The 14,599-nt window shown below is 65.6% G+C and carries 20 protein-coding genes; 9 read left to right on the forward strand and 11 right to left on the reverse strand.

Translation table 11 applies throughout. The features are described from left to right. Positions 1-17: 17 nt before the first annotated feature. The gene (locus tag AB0L82_RS38345) at positions 18-800 is read left to right on the forward strand and encodes an SDR family NAD(P)-dependent oxidoreductase (protein ID WP_364648412.1); all 783 of its coding nucleotides are present in this window, start codon (positions 18-20) and stop codon (positions 798-800) included. Positions 801-902: 102 nt separating this feature from the next. Continuing rightward, positions 903-1,493, forward strand: a complete 591-nt coding sequence (locus AB0L82_RS38350; RefSeq protein ID WP_364648661.1) for a hemerythrin domain-containing protein — start codon at positions 903-905, stop codon at positions 1,491-1,493. A gap of 35 nt (positions 1,494-1,528) precedes the next feature. Here the strand turns inward: AB0L82_RS38350 and AB0L82_RS38355 are convergent, their stop codons facing one another. After that, positions 1,529-2,143, reverse strand: a complete 615-nt coding sequence (locus AB0L82_RS38355) for a class I SAM-dependent methyltransferase (protein WP_364648415.1) — start codon at positions 2,141-2,143, stop codon at positions 1,529-1,531. A gap of 94 nt (positions 2,144-2,237) precedes the next feature. Beyond that, a complete protein-coding gene (locus AB0L82_RS38360) occupies positions 2,238-3,254 on the reverse strand; it encodes a GlxA family transcriptional regulator (RefSeq protein ID WP_364648418.1) in 1,017 nt (338 codons plus the stop codon). 78 nt (positions 3,255-3,332) lie between these two features. On the opposite strand from AB0L82_RS38360, the gene AB0L82_RS38365 reads away from it, so the two are divergent. Beyond that, positions 3,333-3,959 (forward strand): TetR/AcrR family transcriptional regulator, encoded by a 627-nt coding sequence (locus AB0L82_RS38365; protein WP_364648421.1) that lies wholly within the window; start codon positions 3,333-3,335, stop codon positions 3,957-3,959. 16 nt (positions 3,960-3,975) lie between these two features. On the opposite strand, the gene AB0L82_RS38370 is transcribed toward AB0L82_RS38365, so the two are convergent. From AB0L82_RS38370 to AB0L82_RS38395, 6 genes are all read right to left on the reverse strand, one after another. Continuing rightward, complete coding sequence (locus AB0L82_RS38370) at positions 3,976-4,383, reverse strand: hypothetical protein (protein WP_364648424.1); 408 nt, start codon at positions 4,381-4,383, stop codon at positions 3,976-3,978. A gap of 90 nt (positions 4,384-4,473) precedes the next feature. Then, a complete protein-coding gene (locus tag AB0L82_RS38375; RefSeq protein WP_364648427.1) occupies positions 4,474-4,800 on the reverse strand; it encodes a plasmid stabilization protein in 327 nt (108 codons plus the stop codon). A gap of 91 nt (positions 4,801-4,891) precedes the next feature. Further along, the gene (locus AB0L82_RS38380; protein ID WP_364648430.1) at positions 4,892-5,599 is read right to left on the reverse strand and encodes a PAS and ANTAR domain-containing protein; all 708 of its coding nucleotides are present in this window, start codon (positions 5,597-5,599) and stop codon (positions 4,892-4,894) included. A gap of 79 nt (positions 5,600-5,678) precedes the next feature. Further along, on the reverse strand, positions 5,679-6,134 hold the full coding sequence (locus tag AB0L82_RS38385) for an arsenate reductase ArsC (protein ID WP_364648433.1): 456 nt from the start codon (positions 6,132-6,134) through the stop codon (positions 5,679-5,681). Positions 6,135-6,155: 21 nt separating this feature from the next. Continuing rightward, positions 6,156-6,890, reverse strand: coding sequence for an aquaporin (locus AB0L82_RS38390; RefSeq protein ID WP_364648436.1), 735 nt, complete (start codon positions 6,888-6,890; stop codon positions 6,156-6,158). Beyond that, entirely contained in the window at positions 6,887-7,255 is a 369-nt protein-coding gene (locus tag AB0L82_RS38395; RefSeq protein ID WP_364648439.1) for a metalloregulator ArsR/SmtB family transcription factor, read from the reverse strand. Before AB0L82_RS38395 ends, AB0L82_RS38390 begins: the two co-directional genes overlap by 4 nt. A 118-nt stretch (positions 7,256-7,373) precedes the next feature. Here AB0L82_RS38395 and arsM point away from each other — a divergent pair, with 118 nt between their 5' ends. Further along, positions 7,374-8,180 (forward strand): arsenite methyltransferase, encoded by an 807-nt coding sequence (gene arsM / locus AB0L82_RS38400; RefSeq protein ID WP_364648442.1) that lies wholly within the window; start codon positions 7,374-7,376, stop codon positions 8,178-8,180. 6 nt (positions 8,181-8,186) lie between these two features. Here the strand turns inward: arsM and AB0L82_RS38405 are convergent, their stop codons facing one another. Further along, a complete protein-coding gene (locus AB0L82_RS38405) occupies positions 8,187-9,080 on the reverse strand; it encodes a DUF4437 domain-containing protein (RefSeq protein WP_364648445.1) in 894 nt (297 codons plus the stop codon). A gap of 81 nt (positions 9,081-9,161) precedes the next feature. On the opposite strand from AB0L82_RS38405, the gene AB0L82_RS38410 reads away from it, so the two are divergent. Then, on the forward strand, positions 9,162-9,725 hold the full coding sequence (locus AB0L82_RS38410; protein ID WP_364648448.1) for a TetR/AcrR family transcriptional regulator C-terminal ligand-binding domain-containing protein: 564 nt from the start codon (positions 9,162-9,164) through the stop codon (positions 9,723-9,725). Between the two features lie 37 nt (positions 9,726-9,762). After that, positions 9,763-10,506: an arylmalonate decarboxylase gene (locus tag AB0L82_RS38415; RefSeq protein WP_364648451.1), complete on the forward strand. Its 744-nt coding sequence runs from the start codon at positions 9,763-9,765 to the stop codon at positions 10,504-10,506. A gap of 15 nt (positions 10,507-10,521) precedes the next feature. On the opposite strand, the gene AB0L82_RS38420 is transcribed toward AB0L82_RS38415, so the two are convergent. Then, a complete protein-coding gene (locus tag AB0L82_RS38420; protein ID WP_364648454.1) occupies positions 10,522-11,472 on the reverse strand; it encodes an alpha/beta hydrolase in 951 nt (316 codons plus the stop codon). Positions 11,473-11,649: 177 nt separating this feature from the next. On the opposite strand from AB0L82_RS38420, the gene AB0L82_RS38425 reads away from it, so the two are divergent. Next, the gene (locus tag AB0L82_RS38425; RefSeq protein WP_364648457.1) at positions 11,650-12,477 is read left to right on the forward strand and encodes a CoA ester lyase; all 828 of its coding nucleotides are present in this window, start codon (positions 11,650-11,652) and stop codon (positions 12,475-12,477) included. Between the two features lie 22 nt (positions 12,478-12,499). Here AB0L82_RS38425 and AB0L82_RS38430 read toward each other — a convergent pair whose 3' ends face one another. Then, positions 12,500-13,477 (reverse strand): AraC family transcriptional regulator, encoded by a 978-nt coding sequence (locus AB0L82_RS38430; protein WP_364648460.1) that lies wholly within the window; start codon positions 13,475-13,477, stop codon positions 12,500-12,502. 230 nt (positions 13,478-13,707) lie between these two features. Here AB0L82_RS38430 and AB0L82_RS38435 point away from each other — a divergent pair, with 230 nt between their 5' ends. Next, a complete protein-coding gene (locus AB0L82_RS38435) occupies positions 13,708-13,959 on the forward strand; it encodes a hypothetical protein (RefSeq protein ID WP_364648463.1) in 252 nt (83 codons plus the stop codon). 141 nt (positions 13,960-14,100) lie between these two features. Beyond that, on the forward strand, positions 14,101-14,589 hold the full coding sequence (locus tag AB0L82_RS38440) for a hypothetical protein (protein ID WP_364648466.1): 489 nt from the start codon (positions 14,101-14,103) through the stop codon (positions 14,587-14,589). The last annotated feature ends 10 nt before the right edge of the window (positions 14,590-14,599 follow it).

Here is a 14,599-nt window from a genome sequence, read left to right on the forward strand (position 1 = left end):
GGCGAAAGGACAGTGGCGTGACTACTTCAGGGGTTGTGGTGCTGGGCAACCACCCGGATCTGGCGGGCAAGACCGCCGTGGTGACCGGCGGCTCGCGGGGAATCGGCGCTGCCACAGCAATCGCGTTGGCCCGCAACGGAGTTGATGTCACGGTGGTCGGCCGCGATCAAGCCGCACTGGACGGCGTCGCGGCCGCGATCACCGACACGGGCGGCCGGGCGCTGGCGGCGGTGGCCGATTGCACCTCCGCAACGGACCTGGACCGGCTACATGCCCAGGTCCTGGCTCGATTCGGCAAGGTCGACATCGTGATCGCCTTCGCCGGTGGTTACGGCCAGCCGGTGCCCTCGGTCGAGGAGACATCAGACCATTGGCGGCACGTGGTGGATTCCGACCTCACCGCGACCTTCCTGACCATCTCGGCCTTCCTGCCGGAGTTGACCGCACACGGCGGCGCGATCGTCACGATGGCCTCCTCCGCGGGCCGGCAGGCCAGTCGCGCCGCGGCCGCCTACTCCGCGGCGAAGGCGGGAGTGGTGGGAATGACTCGCCATCTGGCCAATGAGCTTGCACCGCAGGGGGTTCGAGTCAACTGCGTGGCGCCCGCCGCGGTCGAGAACGATCGCATGCGGAGCTTCATGTCCGAGGAACAGCGAGAGCAATTGGGGCGCGGCTACCCGTTGGGACGGCTCGGCACACCCGACGATATCGCCGCCGCGACGTTATTCCTGGTCTCGGCCGCATCGTCCTGGATCACCGGCATCACGCTCGATATCGCCGGTGGTTCGGTCATGCCGTGACCGCGTGCCCGAGCCCCTGACACACCCAAAAGAGTTGAACGAGAACGGTTGACGAGAATGCTAAACGACCACAGGCCGACAACGACCATCGATTTCTTCGGAATGTATCTGGCTCACGACGCGTGCATGCGCGATCTGATCCGCCTATCGGCCGCCGTCGCCGAGGACCGCCTCGGACAGCGATCGGTGCGCATCGGCTGGGAGACCTTCCTGCGCCAGCTCAACCGGCATCACAGCACCGAGGATGCGGCGCTGTGGCCACTGGTGCGCGCCGCGGCCGATGATCCGGCGGATCTGGCGATCCTGGACGAGATGGAAGCCGAGCACGAGGGCATCGTGGATCTGCTGTCCAAGGTCGAATACGGTGTCGCCAATTCCGTTGGCGCCCAGCGCTTGCGAGCCGATGTGGACGCACTGGCCGCGGCGCTCGACACCCATTTCACGCATGAGGAACAGGTGGCCCTGCCGCTGATCGACCGCACCGTCGGCGGCCGCGGATGGGCCGCGTTCGGTGAGGAGATGCGCAAGCGCAACGGCACCCGCGCCATCACCGAATATCTGCCGTGGGCGCTGGATGACGCGCCCGCCGAATCCAGGGCCAAAATGCTCGGTTTCATGCCGGGCGCCGTGCGCGGCCTGTACCGCTTTGTGCTCGAGCCGCGCTATGTCAGTCGGCGTCGCGGTTGGGTGTAACCGATTGGTGCGCGGTCATTCTCGCGCGGATGCGGTCACGGGGTGCGGGAGAACACCGCCACCAGGAAGTCCGAATCGTCGGTGAAGGGGCGCAGATCCCAGGTCCCGAGCTGCAAATCCAGTGTGAGACCGGACTTTTCGGCGTCGGCGCGGAATTCGGGGAAGTCGTAGCCGCGATCGGCGCCGAAGCCGGTGACCACCCGGCCGGTCGGGGCGAGATGTCCGGCGAATCCGGAGAGCACCGCTGCGCGCGTGGACGGCGCGAGGAAGGTCATCACATTGCCCGCGCACACGATGACATCGAAGTCGGCGGTCACACCGCGTCCCGGCAAGTCCAGTTCGGCGAGATCGCCGACCAGCCAGGTCGGGCCGGGGTAATCCTGTTCGGCGGCGGCGATCAGCACCGGGTCGATATCGACGCCGACCACGGTGTGCCCGGCACCGTGCAGATATCCGCCCACGCGGCCCGGACCGCACCCCGCGTCGAGCACCCGGCTACCCCGGTCGAGCATGGCATCGACCATGCGCGCTTCCCCGGCGATATCGGTGCCCTCGGCCGCCAATGTCCGGAACCGCTCCACGTACCAGGTCGAATGCGCGGGATCGGCAGCGATGAGCTCCTCCCAATGGCTGGGGGTACGACCGCTCATCGGCTGCTCCTCGTGGTTCGGACGGTGTCGGGTCCACTGTGCCACCACCGGCTTCGAGGGTTCGCGCCCGGTGGGAGGTGGGCAGGGTTCGGCATCAGGACACAGCCTGTTCGAAAGCCGGATCCAGCCCGGCGGCCGATCCGGTGGAGCGGAACCGCTGCTGATACTTGCGTGGCGAAATACCAAGGCGCGCAATGAAAGCCCGGCGCAATGCCTCGCTGGTGCCGTATCCGGCCGCCATGGCGGCCTCGGTCACGCTCTGCCCGGCGTGCAACATGTCCCGCGCCAGGCAGAAGCGGATATAGGCGACGTACTCGGCGGGGGAGCGCTCCACTTCGGTGCGGAACAGGCGGGTGAGATGGCGGACGCTGACCTGACCGTGCGCGGCCAGGGTCTGCACGGTGTGCGGGTACGCGGGATCCGCACAGATCAGGTCGATCACCTTGCGCACCAGCGGACTTCGGGCGGCAGGCCCGCTCAGCGATGCCGAGAACTGGGATTGCCCGCCCGCGCGCTGCATGTACACCACCAGCGATTGCGCCACCCGCCGTGCCACGTCGGCACCGTGATCCTCTTCCACCAGTGCAAGCGCCAGATCGACCCCGGCCACCACTCCCGCTGAGCTGTAGAGGTTTCCGTCGCGCACGAAGATCGCGTCGGGATCCACCGCGATCTTGGGGAAGCGAGCCGCCAGATCCCTGGTGAACTTCCAATGCGTGGTGGCACTGCGACCGTCGAGCATGCCCAGATCGGCGAGTACGAAGGTGCCGCTGCACACCGAGGCCAGTCGGCGGGTATTCCAGGACAGATACCTGGTCGCGGCCAGCACCTCGGGCGTCACGAACTTGGACGGATGCTGTTCACTGCCCGGAATCACGACGGTATCGAACGATCCGGAGTCCGCCGCCGCGCCGCTGACTTGGATTCGCGCCCCGATCGAGGTCTGCACATCGGACCCGTCGGGCGAGACCAGCACCACCTCGTACCCGTCGACCGATTGGTTGGCCTCGACGAATACCTCCGCCGGACCGGCGAAGTCGAGCATTTTGACACCGTCGAAGACCAGGATCCCGACTCTACGGCGTAACGACGCGGTGCGATTGGAGGACATGACAACCATTATTCTGGAGTCATGCCTCCAGAACAAGCCGCGAGCGCGACCCCGACGAACCGATTGATACGGTGAGGCATGGCACGGCCGCGGCAATTCAATGAATCGGACCTGCTCGACGCCGCGACGGAGCTGTTCTGGGCCAAGGGCTTCGATGCCACGTCTGTGGAAGATGTCTCACTCGCGACCGGTGTCGGCAACGGCAGCATCTACTCCGCCTACGGCAGCAAACGCGGGCTGTTCCTGGCCGCCTTCGAACGCTACTGCGCTCGCCGCGCCCGATTCATTCGCGAAGTCATCGTCACCGCGCCCGGCACTCCTCGCGCGGCGGTACGCGCGCTGCTGGAGGCTGTGGTGAATGATTGCGCCGCGCACCCGGATCGCCGCGGCTGCCTGATGATCAATTCCATCGCACTGTTCGGTGACCGTTTTCCGGAGGTCGCCGCCATCGGCACCCGCACGACCACCGCCATGGAACACGGTGTCGCCGAACGTCTTCGCCCTGCCATCGCAACGGCAGGCGAGGTCGACGAAGCGACCCTGTCCGCGCTCAGCGCGCATATCGTCATGGTCGCGCAGGGCCTGATTCAGTTGAGCCGCTTGGGAACTCCCACACCTCGGCTACGCGAGATAGCCGAGGTCTCCTGTGCCGCGCTGCCGCGCGACTGGGCCGATCGACTCGTGCCCGCGGCCCTGAATCACTGATCGCGCTGACGACCGCTCAGCGGACGTATTGGAAAACCTGCGGATTCGGCATGGGGGAGGGCTCGCCCGGTCCGGGCGGTTCCGGGAATGGCGCGGGCTGGCCCGGCGAGGGTGGCTCCGGGAATGGTGCCGGCTCGCCCGGTGCGGGCGGTTCCGGGAATGGCCGCGACGGTTCGGGCACGGGCGGAACCGGGGTAGGTGACGGCGGTGTGGGCACGGGCGACGGTGGTGCGGGCACCGGCTCGACGGGCGGCTCGGCCGGGATGGGCTCGGGGGGATCCACGGGCGGGTTCGGGAGCGTGTCCGCGTGCCAATTCAGGTCTTTCATGACCGCGTTGAGGCGCAGCAGCGTGGAGTGTGCGCTCGGGGTCTCATCGGTGAACTGTGTGCTCGGTGTCTCACCGTAGGATTCGTCAAAATGCATCGCAGGCTCCTCGAAGAATTGCAGGACATCGCGGGATAGCCACCGGGTGCGCGGTTATCGAATATCGCGATGCCGGATCGGTGGGGTGCGCTACTTACCGAGCGCCTTGGCGAGCTGGGCCTTCGTCATGGCGGAGCGGCCCTTGATATTTCGCTGGCGAGCCTCGTTGTAGAGCTGATCGCGGGTCAGACCTTTGGGACCCTTGCGCCCCGACCGCTGTCCACCGCGCTGCTGCGGTGATTTGCCCTCCAGTGAGGTTCGGCTGGCGGTTTTCGTCTGCCCGGCCCTGGCGCGGTTCTTATTGACCGTGCGCGCAGCGATTTCCTCGGCGCGTTTCTCACTCTGACCGCGATCCTCGGCCGCGTCGCGGATGTGTTCGTATTGGCGTTCCTGCTTGTCGGTCCATTCCTTCGGCATGGTGTCCTCCTGATCGGTGACACCATCGCCGTTCCCGGAACGCCAGCGCCCAAACGTGCGGAACGGAATTGCCGGATCGCGAATCGTGCTTTCAGCGGTCGTGCTCGGGTGCGCGGTACGCGGTGTGATTCGGTACGCGCGTGTGCATCGTCAGCAGAATGTGGTCGAACGCGGCGATTGTCGTAGGTGGTGCCTGCGGGACCTGTGGCAGTTCGAACAGCAGTTGCGCGGCCAGCTGTCGCAGTTTGGTGTTGGTTTCCTGCGAACGCCAGGTCAAGACCTTGAACGCCTGCTCGGCGTTGATGCGGTACATGCGCATCAGCACACCTTTGGCCTGTTCGATCTCCGCGCGGGCCTCGATGACTTCGGGCAGGGTCGCGTGCAGGGTTTCGTGTTCGATCTCCGCCAGCATTTCGCCCAGGTCGATATAGAAACCCGCGGTGCCGACGGGCGTTCCCGCGTCGTCGACAATACGATCTGCGACCACCATCACGGTGTGCTCGGCGCCGGAGACATCAATGAAGCGGTGGCGACTGGAGAACGGTGTGCCCTGATCGATCGATCGCGCGATGGTTTCGGCGACATGTTCGCGATCGTCGGGATGCTTGTGCGCCAGCAGCAGATCGGTGGTCGGCTCGATCTCGCCCGGGGTGTACCCGTGCATGCGATACACCTCGGGAGACCACTCCCACCGCTGCGTCGCGAACCAGAACCGGAAACTGCCCGCACCGGGACGGCTCACGGGCGCGGCACTGCCCGCGAGGGCTGCGGCAACGGTCCGGTCCAGTGGTTCGCTCACTGTCCAATTATCGCCCCAACAAAACCTTTCGCACGGTAAGGCGGCTGTCCGGTCGCAATTGAAATCATGCTGACACCCGTCAGGGACGGTGAGGCTCGGACAGACCTGCTCGAAAGTCGTCCGGCGAAATCCGCAGCCCGAGTTCGGTGAGTAGGGCACGGATGTGGGTGTCGATTTGATCGCGGATGGCGCGGACCTGTTCGATTCCCTGACCGGCGGGGTCGTCGAGTTTCCAGTCGCGATAGGAGACGCCGGGGAAGTAGGGACAGGTGTCGCCGCACCCCATGGTGATCACGATCGTCGAGGTTTCGACGGTGTCGGGGGTGAGGACTCGCGGGGTGTGATCGGTGATGTCTATGCCGAGTTCGGCCATGGCCTGGACGGCGACGGGGTTGATGGTGTCGGCGGGTGCTGTTCCGGCGGAACGGACTTCGATGCTCTCGCCTGCCAGGTGGGTGAGCAGGCCCTGGGCCATTTGTGAGCGGCCGGCGTTGTGGACACAGACGAACAGCACACTGGGTTTTGCGGATGTCATTGCGAGATAGTGCCTTTCACTTCACGGTGCCGGGTGGGGGATGACGACATCGTCGGCAGTCGTGGATGGTGCGGGGTAGAAGTAGGCGATCGCACCGAGTCCCGCCAGCGCGCCCAGCAATTGGGCGGTGATGAACACCGGTGCCGACGCCGGTGCGATTCCGGCGAAGGTGTCGGTGAAGATCCGGCCGATGGTGACCGCGGGGTTGGCGAAGCTGGTGGAGCTGGTGAACCAGTAGGCCGCGCCGATCCAGGCGGCGACCGCCGCCGGGGCCAGCGCGGAGCGCCCGGTGCGGGCGAGGGCGAAGATGAGCGCGATAAGTCCTGCGGTGGCGACGATTTCGCCGATGAAGTGGCCGGTGTCGGCGCGAGAGTGTGTCGAGATCTGGGCGGCGGACTGGTTGAACATGACGTTCGCCAGCACCGCGCCGGTGATCGCGCCGCCTGTTTGCGCGAGGCAATACGCGCCCGCGTGCGGTGCTGTCAGGCCGCTGCCGGTGCGGCGGCCCGCGAGCCAATCAGCAAGGGAGACAGCGGGATTGAAGTGCGCTCCCGAGACCGGACCGAAGAGCAGGATCAACACCGCGAGCCCGAAGACCGTCGCGGTGGAGTTCTCCAGCAACTGCAATCCGACCTGATTCGGTGAGAGTTGCTGTGCGGCAATGCCGGAGCCGACGACGATCGCGACCAGGGCGGCGGTGCCGATGGCCTCGGCCGCCAGCCGCCGCGCCAACGGCGGGGTGCCGGAGTCGCTCATGCGCGCGAGAGGGTGGCAGCGGCGGGCGCGAGGATGTCGGAAAGACGTTGCAGCGCTTGCGGAACAACCCGGTAGTACACCCAGGTGCCGCGCCGCTGCGAGGTCAGCAAGCCCGCCTCGCGCAGCACCTTTAGGTGATGGGAGATGGTGGGCTGGGACAGCTCGAACGCGGGAGTCAGCTCACACACGCAGACTTCCTCGCCGCCCGCGGCGGCGATCAGCGACAGCAGGCGCAGCCGGATCGGGTCGCCGAGCGCCTTGAACGCGCCCGCCAGGTCCACCGCGGACTCGGGGTCCAGTGGCGACGAGAGCGTGGTGGTGCAGCAGTTCGCCGAGGCGATCACTGGAAGTTCTTGTTTCGACACTCGTCAATATTGACAGATATCGATACAGCGCGCCACACTTGCATCGACAGATATCAATACAGCCCGGTGGACGCGATGATTAACCTGTTCCCGGGTGCGTCGAAAGGACGTGAGTTCCATGTCGGAGCCCATCGATCAGCTGCGTGAGACCGTGCGTGAGCGCTATGCGGCAGCAGCCCTCGCGGTCGGTCACGGCGAAACTGCCCAGGACTGTTGCGGTGGCGAATCTTGCGCGACCGGGGCGATCGACCTCGATGAGAACTTCGGTGCCAGTCTGTACGCGGCGGGCGACCGCGATCAGCTGCCGATCGCCGCGGTAGCCGCCTCGCTCGGATGCGGGAATCCGACCGCCGTCGCCGACCTGCGTGCGGGGGAAACGGTGCTGGACCTGGGGTCCGGCGGCGGGATCGACGTGCTGCTCTCCGCGCGCCGAGTCGGGCCGACGGGTAAGGCGTATGGCCTGGATATGACCACCGAGATGCTGGCCCTGGCGCGGGACAACGCGGCCAAGGCCGGGGCGAGTAACGTCGAGTTCCTGTACGGCACGATGGAGTCGATCCCTTTGCCGGACAACGCCATCGACGTGGTGATCTCCAACTGCGTGATCAACCTCTCGACCGACAAACCGGCGGTATTCGCCGAGATGGCGCGAGTCCTGGTCCCGGGTGGCCGGATCGGGATCAGCGATGTCGTAGCCGAAGACACGCTGAGCCCCGATCAGCGCGCCGAGCGCGGAGACTACGTCGGCTGCATCGCCGGCGCGCTGTCGTTCACCGAATACCGAGACCACCTCGCCGCGGCCGGATTCGGCGAAATCGAGATCACCCCAACCCATTCCGTGGCGGACGGCATGGTCTCGGCGATCGTCAAGGCGGTCAAACCCGCGCCCGAAACCCCTTGCTGCGGGCCGAGTTGTTGCGAGTGATACCCACTACTGGTGGGTGGGGTCCGGCCAGGAGCCGATCGAGCGGGAGCGGACCGGTTCGATGAAACGCGGTGCGAGGGTTTGCTCGTAGCCGGGACCCCAGTTCGTGGGTGTGCCTGACATGGTGACGGTGGCGTCGTCGGTGTACCAATCGACCAGGTCTGAATCGGAGCGGACCAGCCACGTGCAGCCTTGGACGGCATCGGCGGTGAAATCACCGTGCCGAATGAGCGCGGGACGCCAGAAGTACGTGCCGGGCCACATCTTGCCGAAGTTGTAGTCGAATCCGCCGTCGAGGCAGTACGCCTCTTCCGAACAGGGGTGGTGTGCCAGGGGCACTTCGCGCCAACCCGGTTTGGCCTTGATGAGACGGCTGTAGAAGCCGGTCTGTTCGTCGCGGTGCAGCATTTTGATGTAGAGGCCGGGGACTGGAGTGCCACCCAGGTCGAAACGCATTGGGCTGCCGTCTTTTACGTCGATCCACGGCATATCGGCGGAGTTCAGGATGACGAGTTTCTGGTCGGGGCGGACGAATTCGCGATCGCCGTCGGCGAGATCGAAGTGCCAGTCACCGTACTCGCGGAACAGCAGGATCTCGGTGCCCGCGGTCACCGAGATCGGCGGGGTGAGTACGCCGGTGGGGGCCATCCAGAACCCTTCGGGGCCGAGCACGGTATCGCCGATGGTGACCTGACCGGACAGGACGTACCACTCGGTCTCCGCGTGGTGCACGCCCGCCGGGCGTGACCAGTCGGTGTCGAAACGCACCTTGAGAGAGGCTGATCCGTCTTCCTCGTCGTAGCTGAGGTGGCGTTGGGTGGCGCTGCCGGTGGCGTGTTCGAACTCGGCGAAGTGGTCGATGAGGTCGCGGTCGTCGATGAGCTCTACGTGTGGACGCATCGGTCCTCCTGGGTGGAGCGGTATTTACAATACAAAATGTAGTTGTTATCAATAACCAAAACAAGATGTATCGTAAATTTCATGACCGGACCCGGACGCCCCTCGGGACCAGCCGCCGATACCGAGGCCCTGGTTCTGACCGCCGCGCTGGAACTGCTGCTGAGTGAGGGCGCGACAGCGCTGACTCCGCAACGGCTGCACACGATTACGGGTGTGGCGCGCACGACGATCTACCGGCACTGGCCGACCCCGCTCGAGGTGCTCGCGGCATTGATCGCGGTGGCTCCGCATCAACCGTCCGCGCCCAGCGGGGATCTGGCGGCGGATCTGCACACCGAGGTCGACCTGCTGTGTGATCGCCTGCGGGACAAGCCCGTTGCCGCGTTCCTGCGCGCGCTGATGACAGCCTCGTCCGCAGACTCCGGCTACGGCGAACTGCGGCGGCGCTATGTCATGGATCTGCTCGAACCGTTTCGGGCGGCCGTGCGCGCGCTGGACGCGGGTGATGAGACCTACGCCGAGGATGCCGCCGCGTCGATCGCCTCCCCGCTTCTGGTGGATGTGCTGCTGCTCGATCGCCCCGTGGCACGCGAGCGCGCGCACCGCGCTGTGGACGATCTGCTTGCCAAGACCACCGCGCCCTGACCTTTCGCCAAAATAACAGCGCCGCAAGGACTTCACCATGACCAATGCCGTCGGGCACCGTGCCGTATTCGGTGTCATCGTTCCCAGTACGAACACCGTTGTGGAGCACGATTATTGGCGTGCCGCCATACCGGGTATCGCCTATCGCGCGGGTTCGATGTACATCCCGAACCCAGTCATGGGCGACGACAAGGATTTTCAGGGACTGCTCGGGCAGATCCGGGCATCCATCGATACGGCCGTGCGAGACGCGCTGACCGCCGAACCCGATCGCATGGTGATGGGGATGTCCGCCGAAACCTTCTGGGGCGGAGTGCAAGGCAACGCCGCCTTCGAACAACGATTGCGGGATCGCACCGGACTGCCCGTCACCACCGGTGCGAGCTCCTGCCGTGCCGCCCTGCGGGAACTCGGTTGCCGGCGCATCGCGGTCTTCTCGCCCTATCAGCCGATCGCGGACAGGGAGGTCGGCCGCTACTTCACCGAGGCCGGTTTCGAGGTCACCGCCATTACCGGCCTGCGCTGTCCGACCGCGATGGATATCGCTCGGGTACCCGATGATCGGCTGCGCGAGATGGTCGCCGAAATCGACAGCGCCGACGCGGAAGCCATCGTCCAGGTCGGCACGAATCTGTCCTTCGTGGCGCTCGCGGATCGGCTCGAGGCCGAACTCGGCAAACCCGTCATCGCGATCAACAGCGCCACCCTGTGGCATGCGTTGCGCGAGCACGGATTCGACGATCGGATCGCGGGAGCCGGGCAGCTCCTCCGCGAGCACTGACCATCGCCGACGGCCTTATGACCCGGGCAGCAGATCGGCGGCGAGCCCGTTCGATACCAGGTCGCGGGCCTGGAGTTCGGCGGAACCCGCTGTCCCGGTGACGAAGTCGTCCGACCAGCCGAGTGCCAGCGTGCGCAGCGCGGCGGAATTGACCGGTGCCGGGGTACCGCAGAACAGGGTGCCGAGCAGATCGCTGCTGTCACCTTCGGCATCGGTGTGCGCGCCGCCGTGCAGTCGGACGCCGACGAATGGCCGGTGCAGCTGGGATTGGACGGCGAGGGTGCCCAAGCCGAAGCTGTTGCACAGCGCGGGCGGCGCGGAGATCGTGAGGATCGGCAGGCCGGTAGGATCGAGCCCGGATAGTGCGCGGGCGATATTGTCACCGACGAAGGATTTGACCGGATCGAGCAGAATCACCCCGCGCAGACCGCTCCAGGCGTCCGGATAGGTGCTGCGGATGCGATCGGCGACGAAGGTGACGGCTTCACCGCCCGCGGAATGGCCGAGGAAGATCAGATCGCGGGGCAATGCCGGGGCTGGCAGTCCCGCCCGACTCGCAGCGGTCGCCAAGCTGGCGGCCAGTGCGCCACCGGGGTCGTGTGCGGTGCCGAACAAGTCGGCGACATGGTTCAGGAATCCGGAGTTGTCGCCGAGGTTCTGTAGCGTGCACCCGGAGATCTGGATGAACGGCAGGCTGGGCGTGAAGACCAGATAGCCCGCATCCGCGAAACTTCGGGCCAGTGCGCCGACCTGGGCGTCACTACGGGCGAAACCGTGCTGGACCCATACGAGCGCACGCGGCGTTCCGGTGGGCAGGTACCAGTCGGCGGTCTGGTGCAGTGTGTCTGCGGCACAGCCGATATCGACGCTGCCGGGCAGTTGGGTCGCGGCGGTGGCGGGCGCGGCGGCGGCGGTGGCGAGTAGGGCGGTGGCGACGGTGGTCAAGACCGGGCGTCGAAGAATCATGGTGACTCCCGCGGAGCGTGCCGTTTCCTGTGGCGAAATGGCGTTTCGATGGTGCGAGATCATTAGCGCCCACCGGAAGAGCGCTGTCAAGCGGTGCGCTGAAGTGTGGACACCCTCGTGATTGATCGCTATGTTTCCATGTGTGAAACGCCGTTTCATTTTTGAACGGGGGTGGTGATGAGATCCGCGTTATACGTACCGGGAAATCGTCCGGAACTCTTCGAGAAGGCGCTGACCGGACCGGCGGATGTCATCCTGCTGGACCTCGAGGATGCGGTTCCGCTGTGCGACAAGGACTTCGCGCGAGCCGAGGTCGCGGCCTGGCTGCGCACGCTCATGGATGTCCGGCGGCGGATCTGGGTGCGGGTCAATACCGGTGACGTCGGTGAGGCCGATCTGCGCGCGGTGGCGCAACCCGCTGTCGCGGCGATCTGTCTGGCGAAAACCGAATCGGCGCAGCAGATCAGGGACGTCGACGTGGCATTGGGTGAACTCGAGGTCCGTCCCGGTTCGATCGCTATCTGTGCCCTGCTCGAAACCGCCGCCGCGATCTTGGCCGCACCCGAGATCGCCTCCGCCCCACGAGTGGCCCGTCTCCAGATCGGCGAAGCGGATCTGCGCGCTCAACTCGGGATCACTCCCGGCGCCGACGACCGTGAGCTGCTCGCCCTGCGAACCCAGGTGGTGCTGGCCAGCGCCGCCGCCGATATCGCGCCGCCGCTGGCACCGGTGAGCACCGACTTCCGGAACCTGGACGCGTTCCGCGAGTCCACGCGAGCACTGTGGCGCTTGGGATTTCGTGGCCGAGCCTGCATTCACCCCGCGCAACTGCCGATCGCCAACGAGGTCTTCACACCGAGCCCCGATGCCGTCGAGCGCGCCCGCGCCCTGATCCGCCGCTTCGAAAACGCCTCCGGCGGAGTAGTTCTCGACGATGCGGGCCGCATGGTCGATCAAGCCGTCATCCGCCAAGCGCGACGAGTGCTCGACGACGACGCCGGGTAATCGGAAACCCTGTCGGGTGCGCTCAGCCCCGCAGTTCGTGCTTGGGGGAATTGCCGTAGGTCTGTTTGTAGAGCTGCGCGAAACGGCCGGGATTGGTGAATCCCCAGCGCGCGGCGATGAGCGCGACGGTATATCCGTCGCTGGGCTCGGCCGCGAGCAAATCCGCGCGTGCGCGTTCCAATCGGACACGTCGCAGATACTCCAGGGGAGTCATATCGTGCTGCACCCGAAACGCGTTCTGCAACGCCCGGACGCTGCTGCCGGCCTGCGTGGCCAAGTCGGCAACGGTGATCGGGCGGGCAGGATTGGCATGGATATAGTCCACCGCCCGCTGTACCGCCGAACTCGGCACCGCGCCCGGACCCGGTTGCAGGTGCAGGTCCATGGTGGTGTTGGGAAAGACCGCCAGGGCCGCCGCCGCGAGCGTGCGGGTGAGGTTCTGCACCACCAACTCGGTCAGTACCGGAGAGCCCGGATCGGTGAGTTCATGGTGGGTGAGATCGAACAATCGGCCCCAGAATCGTTCACTGCGTGCGTCTCTGGGCTCGAGCGAGGTGAATTGAAAAGCGGTGGGCTCGATTCCCGACAGCGCCGCCAATTCGGTGAGCAGGGTATGGGGGATATGCAGCAGATTCACATCGTGGCTGTCGCAGTCCGCGATGATCGGCACCCCGAACGGAAAGACCACGAGATCGTTGCGATGCTGCTGAAAGTCGTTGCCGCCGCCGCGTAATCGGGCCCGTCCACGCAGTGACCGCTCGAAGTAGACGTGGTCCTGCAGCGGCGCGATATGGCAGCTGTAACCGATGGTGCTGCGAATCTCGGTGGCGATGACCTCACCCCAGATCATCGCGCTGGTGCGGACGCGGCAGTGCGGCGGGGCATTCCAAAAGCGCAGTGCGTTATCGGAGTACATCTGGGTCACGAAGGCGACGGTCTCCTCCGCATCGCGCGACAGAAGCTCCTCCCGGCGCGCCTCGATCATCCGATGCATGGTCATTGCTGAACCTCATTCCGGTGGAAGCTCGCGACTCGCAAGCAGTATCCGCCGGGTTGCTCATGCGGGTGCGGGATTCGGTCCTGTCCGGAAAACGACGCGCGATTCGACCAGTTCTGTCCAGTTCGCGCACAACGGTTGAGCGCATCGAACGCGGTTCCTATCGTCAACCCCATGCATCCGGTTGGCGATGACGGTTTCCGCTGCGAGCAGCGATCTCGACGATGACCACCATGAACGAGGGGCGAGTGCTCGCATCCCTGAACGCCGGAACGACACCATTGAGTCTGCGCGGCCTCGAGATGAAAACACAGCTCAGTACGCAGGTGATCCGCAGATCGCTTGCCACGCTGATTCGTTCGGGCTTGGTCGAACAGGCCGACGGTCCGCCGCAACGAAGCTGGCAGCTCAGTGCTCGCGCCCGCCGTTGGCTGGACACCGCGATAGGGCGTGCGGCGCTGGATGTTCCGGCTATCTCTCGGTAGTGCGTCAACCCCTTCGGGCTGTGAACCGAGGCGGTGTCGCGGGTTGCTGATCTTGCTGGACCCCACGGGAATTCGCCAGGAGTATGACCATTGCCTCCGCATCTTGATGGGAAAGTGCTGGTAGAGAGTGCGAGTTGAGATATGGGCGGCGACCGCCAGTTCGGCGACGCCAGGTGTGTTATTGCCCTTACGGCGACAGGGTGCTCACCCTCGACGCTCGTGGAAGGCCAGGCCCGGCTACTCGACCCGATCGGATTCGCCGCAGTGCAAAGAACCAGACGTGATCGTGACGTGGAAGCCAGCCGGATCCTGGATGCGATCGACACGCTCATCAGCGGCTCCTCACAGAGCGCACGTTCGGCGCGATTGACGGTGGCGGAACTCATCGCCGAGTCCGGCCTGCGCCGTGATGTCGTGTACGAGCACGCTCCGCTGCTCGAATATTTCCGCGTACAGGCGCGTGCCCGGGAGGACGGTCCGTCGGTCGCGCGGGAACTGCTGGATCGACACCAGGCCCTGACGAAGGAGTACGCGGCACTCAAAGCGGAGCTGGATGCCGAGCGCAGAGCCAACGCGCGACTGCGAACTTTGTTGGCGGAGATGGTGGTTGAACTTCGGGCCAACGTATGACGAGATCCGG

This window comes from Nocardia sp. NPDC052001 (assembly GCF_040680615.1).
Lineage (GTDB): Bacteria > Actinomycetota > Actinomycetes > Mycobacteriales > Mycobacteriaceae > Nocardia.

Coding starts and splice junctions, on each gene's coding strand:
- AB0L82_RS38360 (WP_364648418.1), bottom strand. CDS start 3,254: ATGTCCTCCAATCGCACCGCGTCGTTACGCCGTAGAGTCGGGATCCTG.
- arsM (WP_364648442.1), top strand. CDS start 7,374: ATGTCGGAGCCCATCGATCAGCTGCGTGAGACCGTGCGTGAGCGCTAT.
- AB0L82_RS38415 (WP_364648451.1), top strand. CDS start 9,763: ATGACCAATGCCGTCGGGCACCGTGCCGTATTCGGTGTCATCGTTCCC.
- AB0L82_RS38405 (WP_364648445.1), bottom strand. CDS start 9,080: ATGCGTCCACACGTAGAGCTCATCGACGACCGCGACCTCATCGACCAC.
- AB0L82_RS38370 (WP_364648424.1), bottom strand. CDS start 4,383: ATGCATTTTGACGAATCCTACGGTGAGACACCGAGCACACAGTTCACC.
- AB0L82_RS38435 (WP_364648463.1), top strand. CDS start 13,708: ATGAACGAGGGGCGAGTGCTCGCATCCCTGAACGCCGGAACGACACCA.
- AB0L82_RS38440 (WP_364648466.1), top strand. CDS start 14,101: ATGGGCGGCGACCGCCAGTTCGGCGACGCCAGGTGTGTTATTGCCCTT.
- AB0L82_RS38385 (WP_364648433.1), bottom strand. CDS start 6,134: ATGACATCCGCAAAACCCAGTGTGCTGTTCGTCTGTGTCCACAACGCC.
- AB0L82_RS38430 (WP_364648460.1), bottom strand. CDS start 13,477: ATGACCATGCATCGGATGATCGAGGCGCGCCGGGAGGAGCTTCTGTCG.
- AB0L82_RS38425 (WP_364648457.1), top strand. CDS start 11,650: ATGAGATCCGCGTTATACGTACCGGGAAATCGTCCGGAACTCTTCGAG.
- AB0L82_RS38410 (WP_364648448.1), top strand. CDS start 9,162: ATGACCGGACCCGGACGCCCCTCGGGACCAGCCGCCGATACCGAGGCC.
- AB0L82_RS38365 (WP_364648421.1), top strand. CDS start 3,333: ATGGCACGGCCGCGGCAATTCAATGAATCGGACCTGCTCGACGCCGCG.
- AB0L82_RS38350 (WP_364648661.1), top strand. CDS start 903: ATGTATCTGGCTCACGACGCGTGCATGCGCGATCTGATCCGCCTATCG.
- AB0L82_RS38375 (WP_364648427.1), bottom strand. CDS start 4,800: ATGCCGAAGGAATGGACCGACAAGCAGGAACGCCAATACGAACACATC.
- AB0L82_RS38390 (WP_364648436.1), bottom strand. CDS start 6,890: ATGAGCGACTCCGGCACCCCGCCGTTGGCGCGGCGGCTGGCGGCCGAG.
- AB0L82_RS38355 (WP_364648415.1), bottom strand. CDS start 2,143: ATGAGCGGTCGTACCCCCAGCCATTGGGAGGAGCTCATCGCTGCCGAT.
- AB0L82_RS38420 (WP_364648454.1), bottom strand. CDS start 11,472: ATGATTCTTCGACGCCCGGTCTTGACCACCGTCGCCACCGCCCTACTC.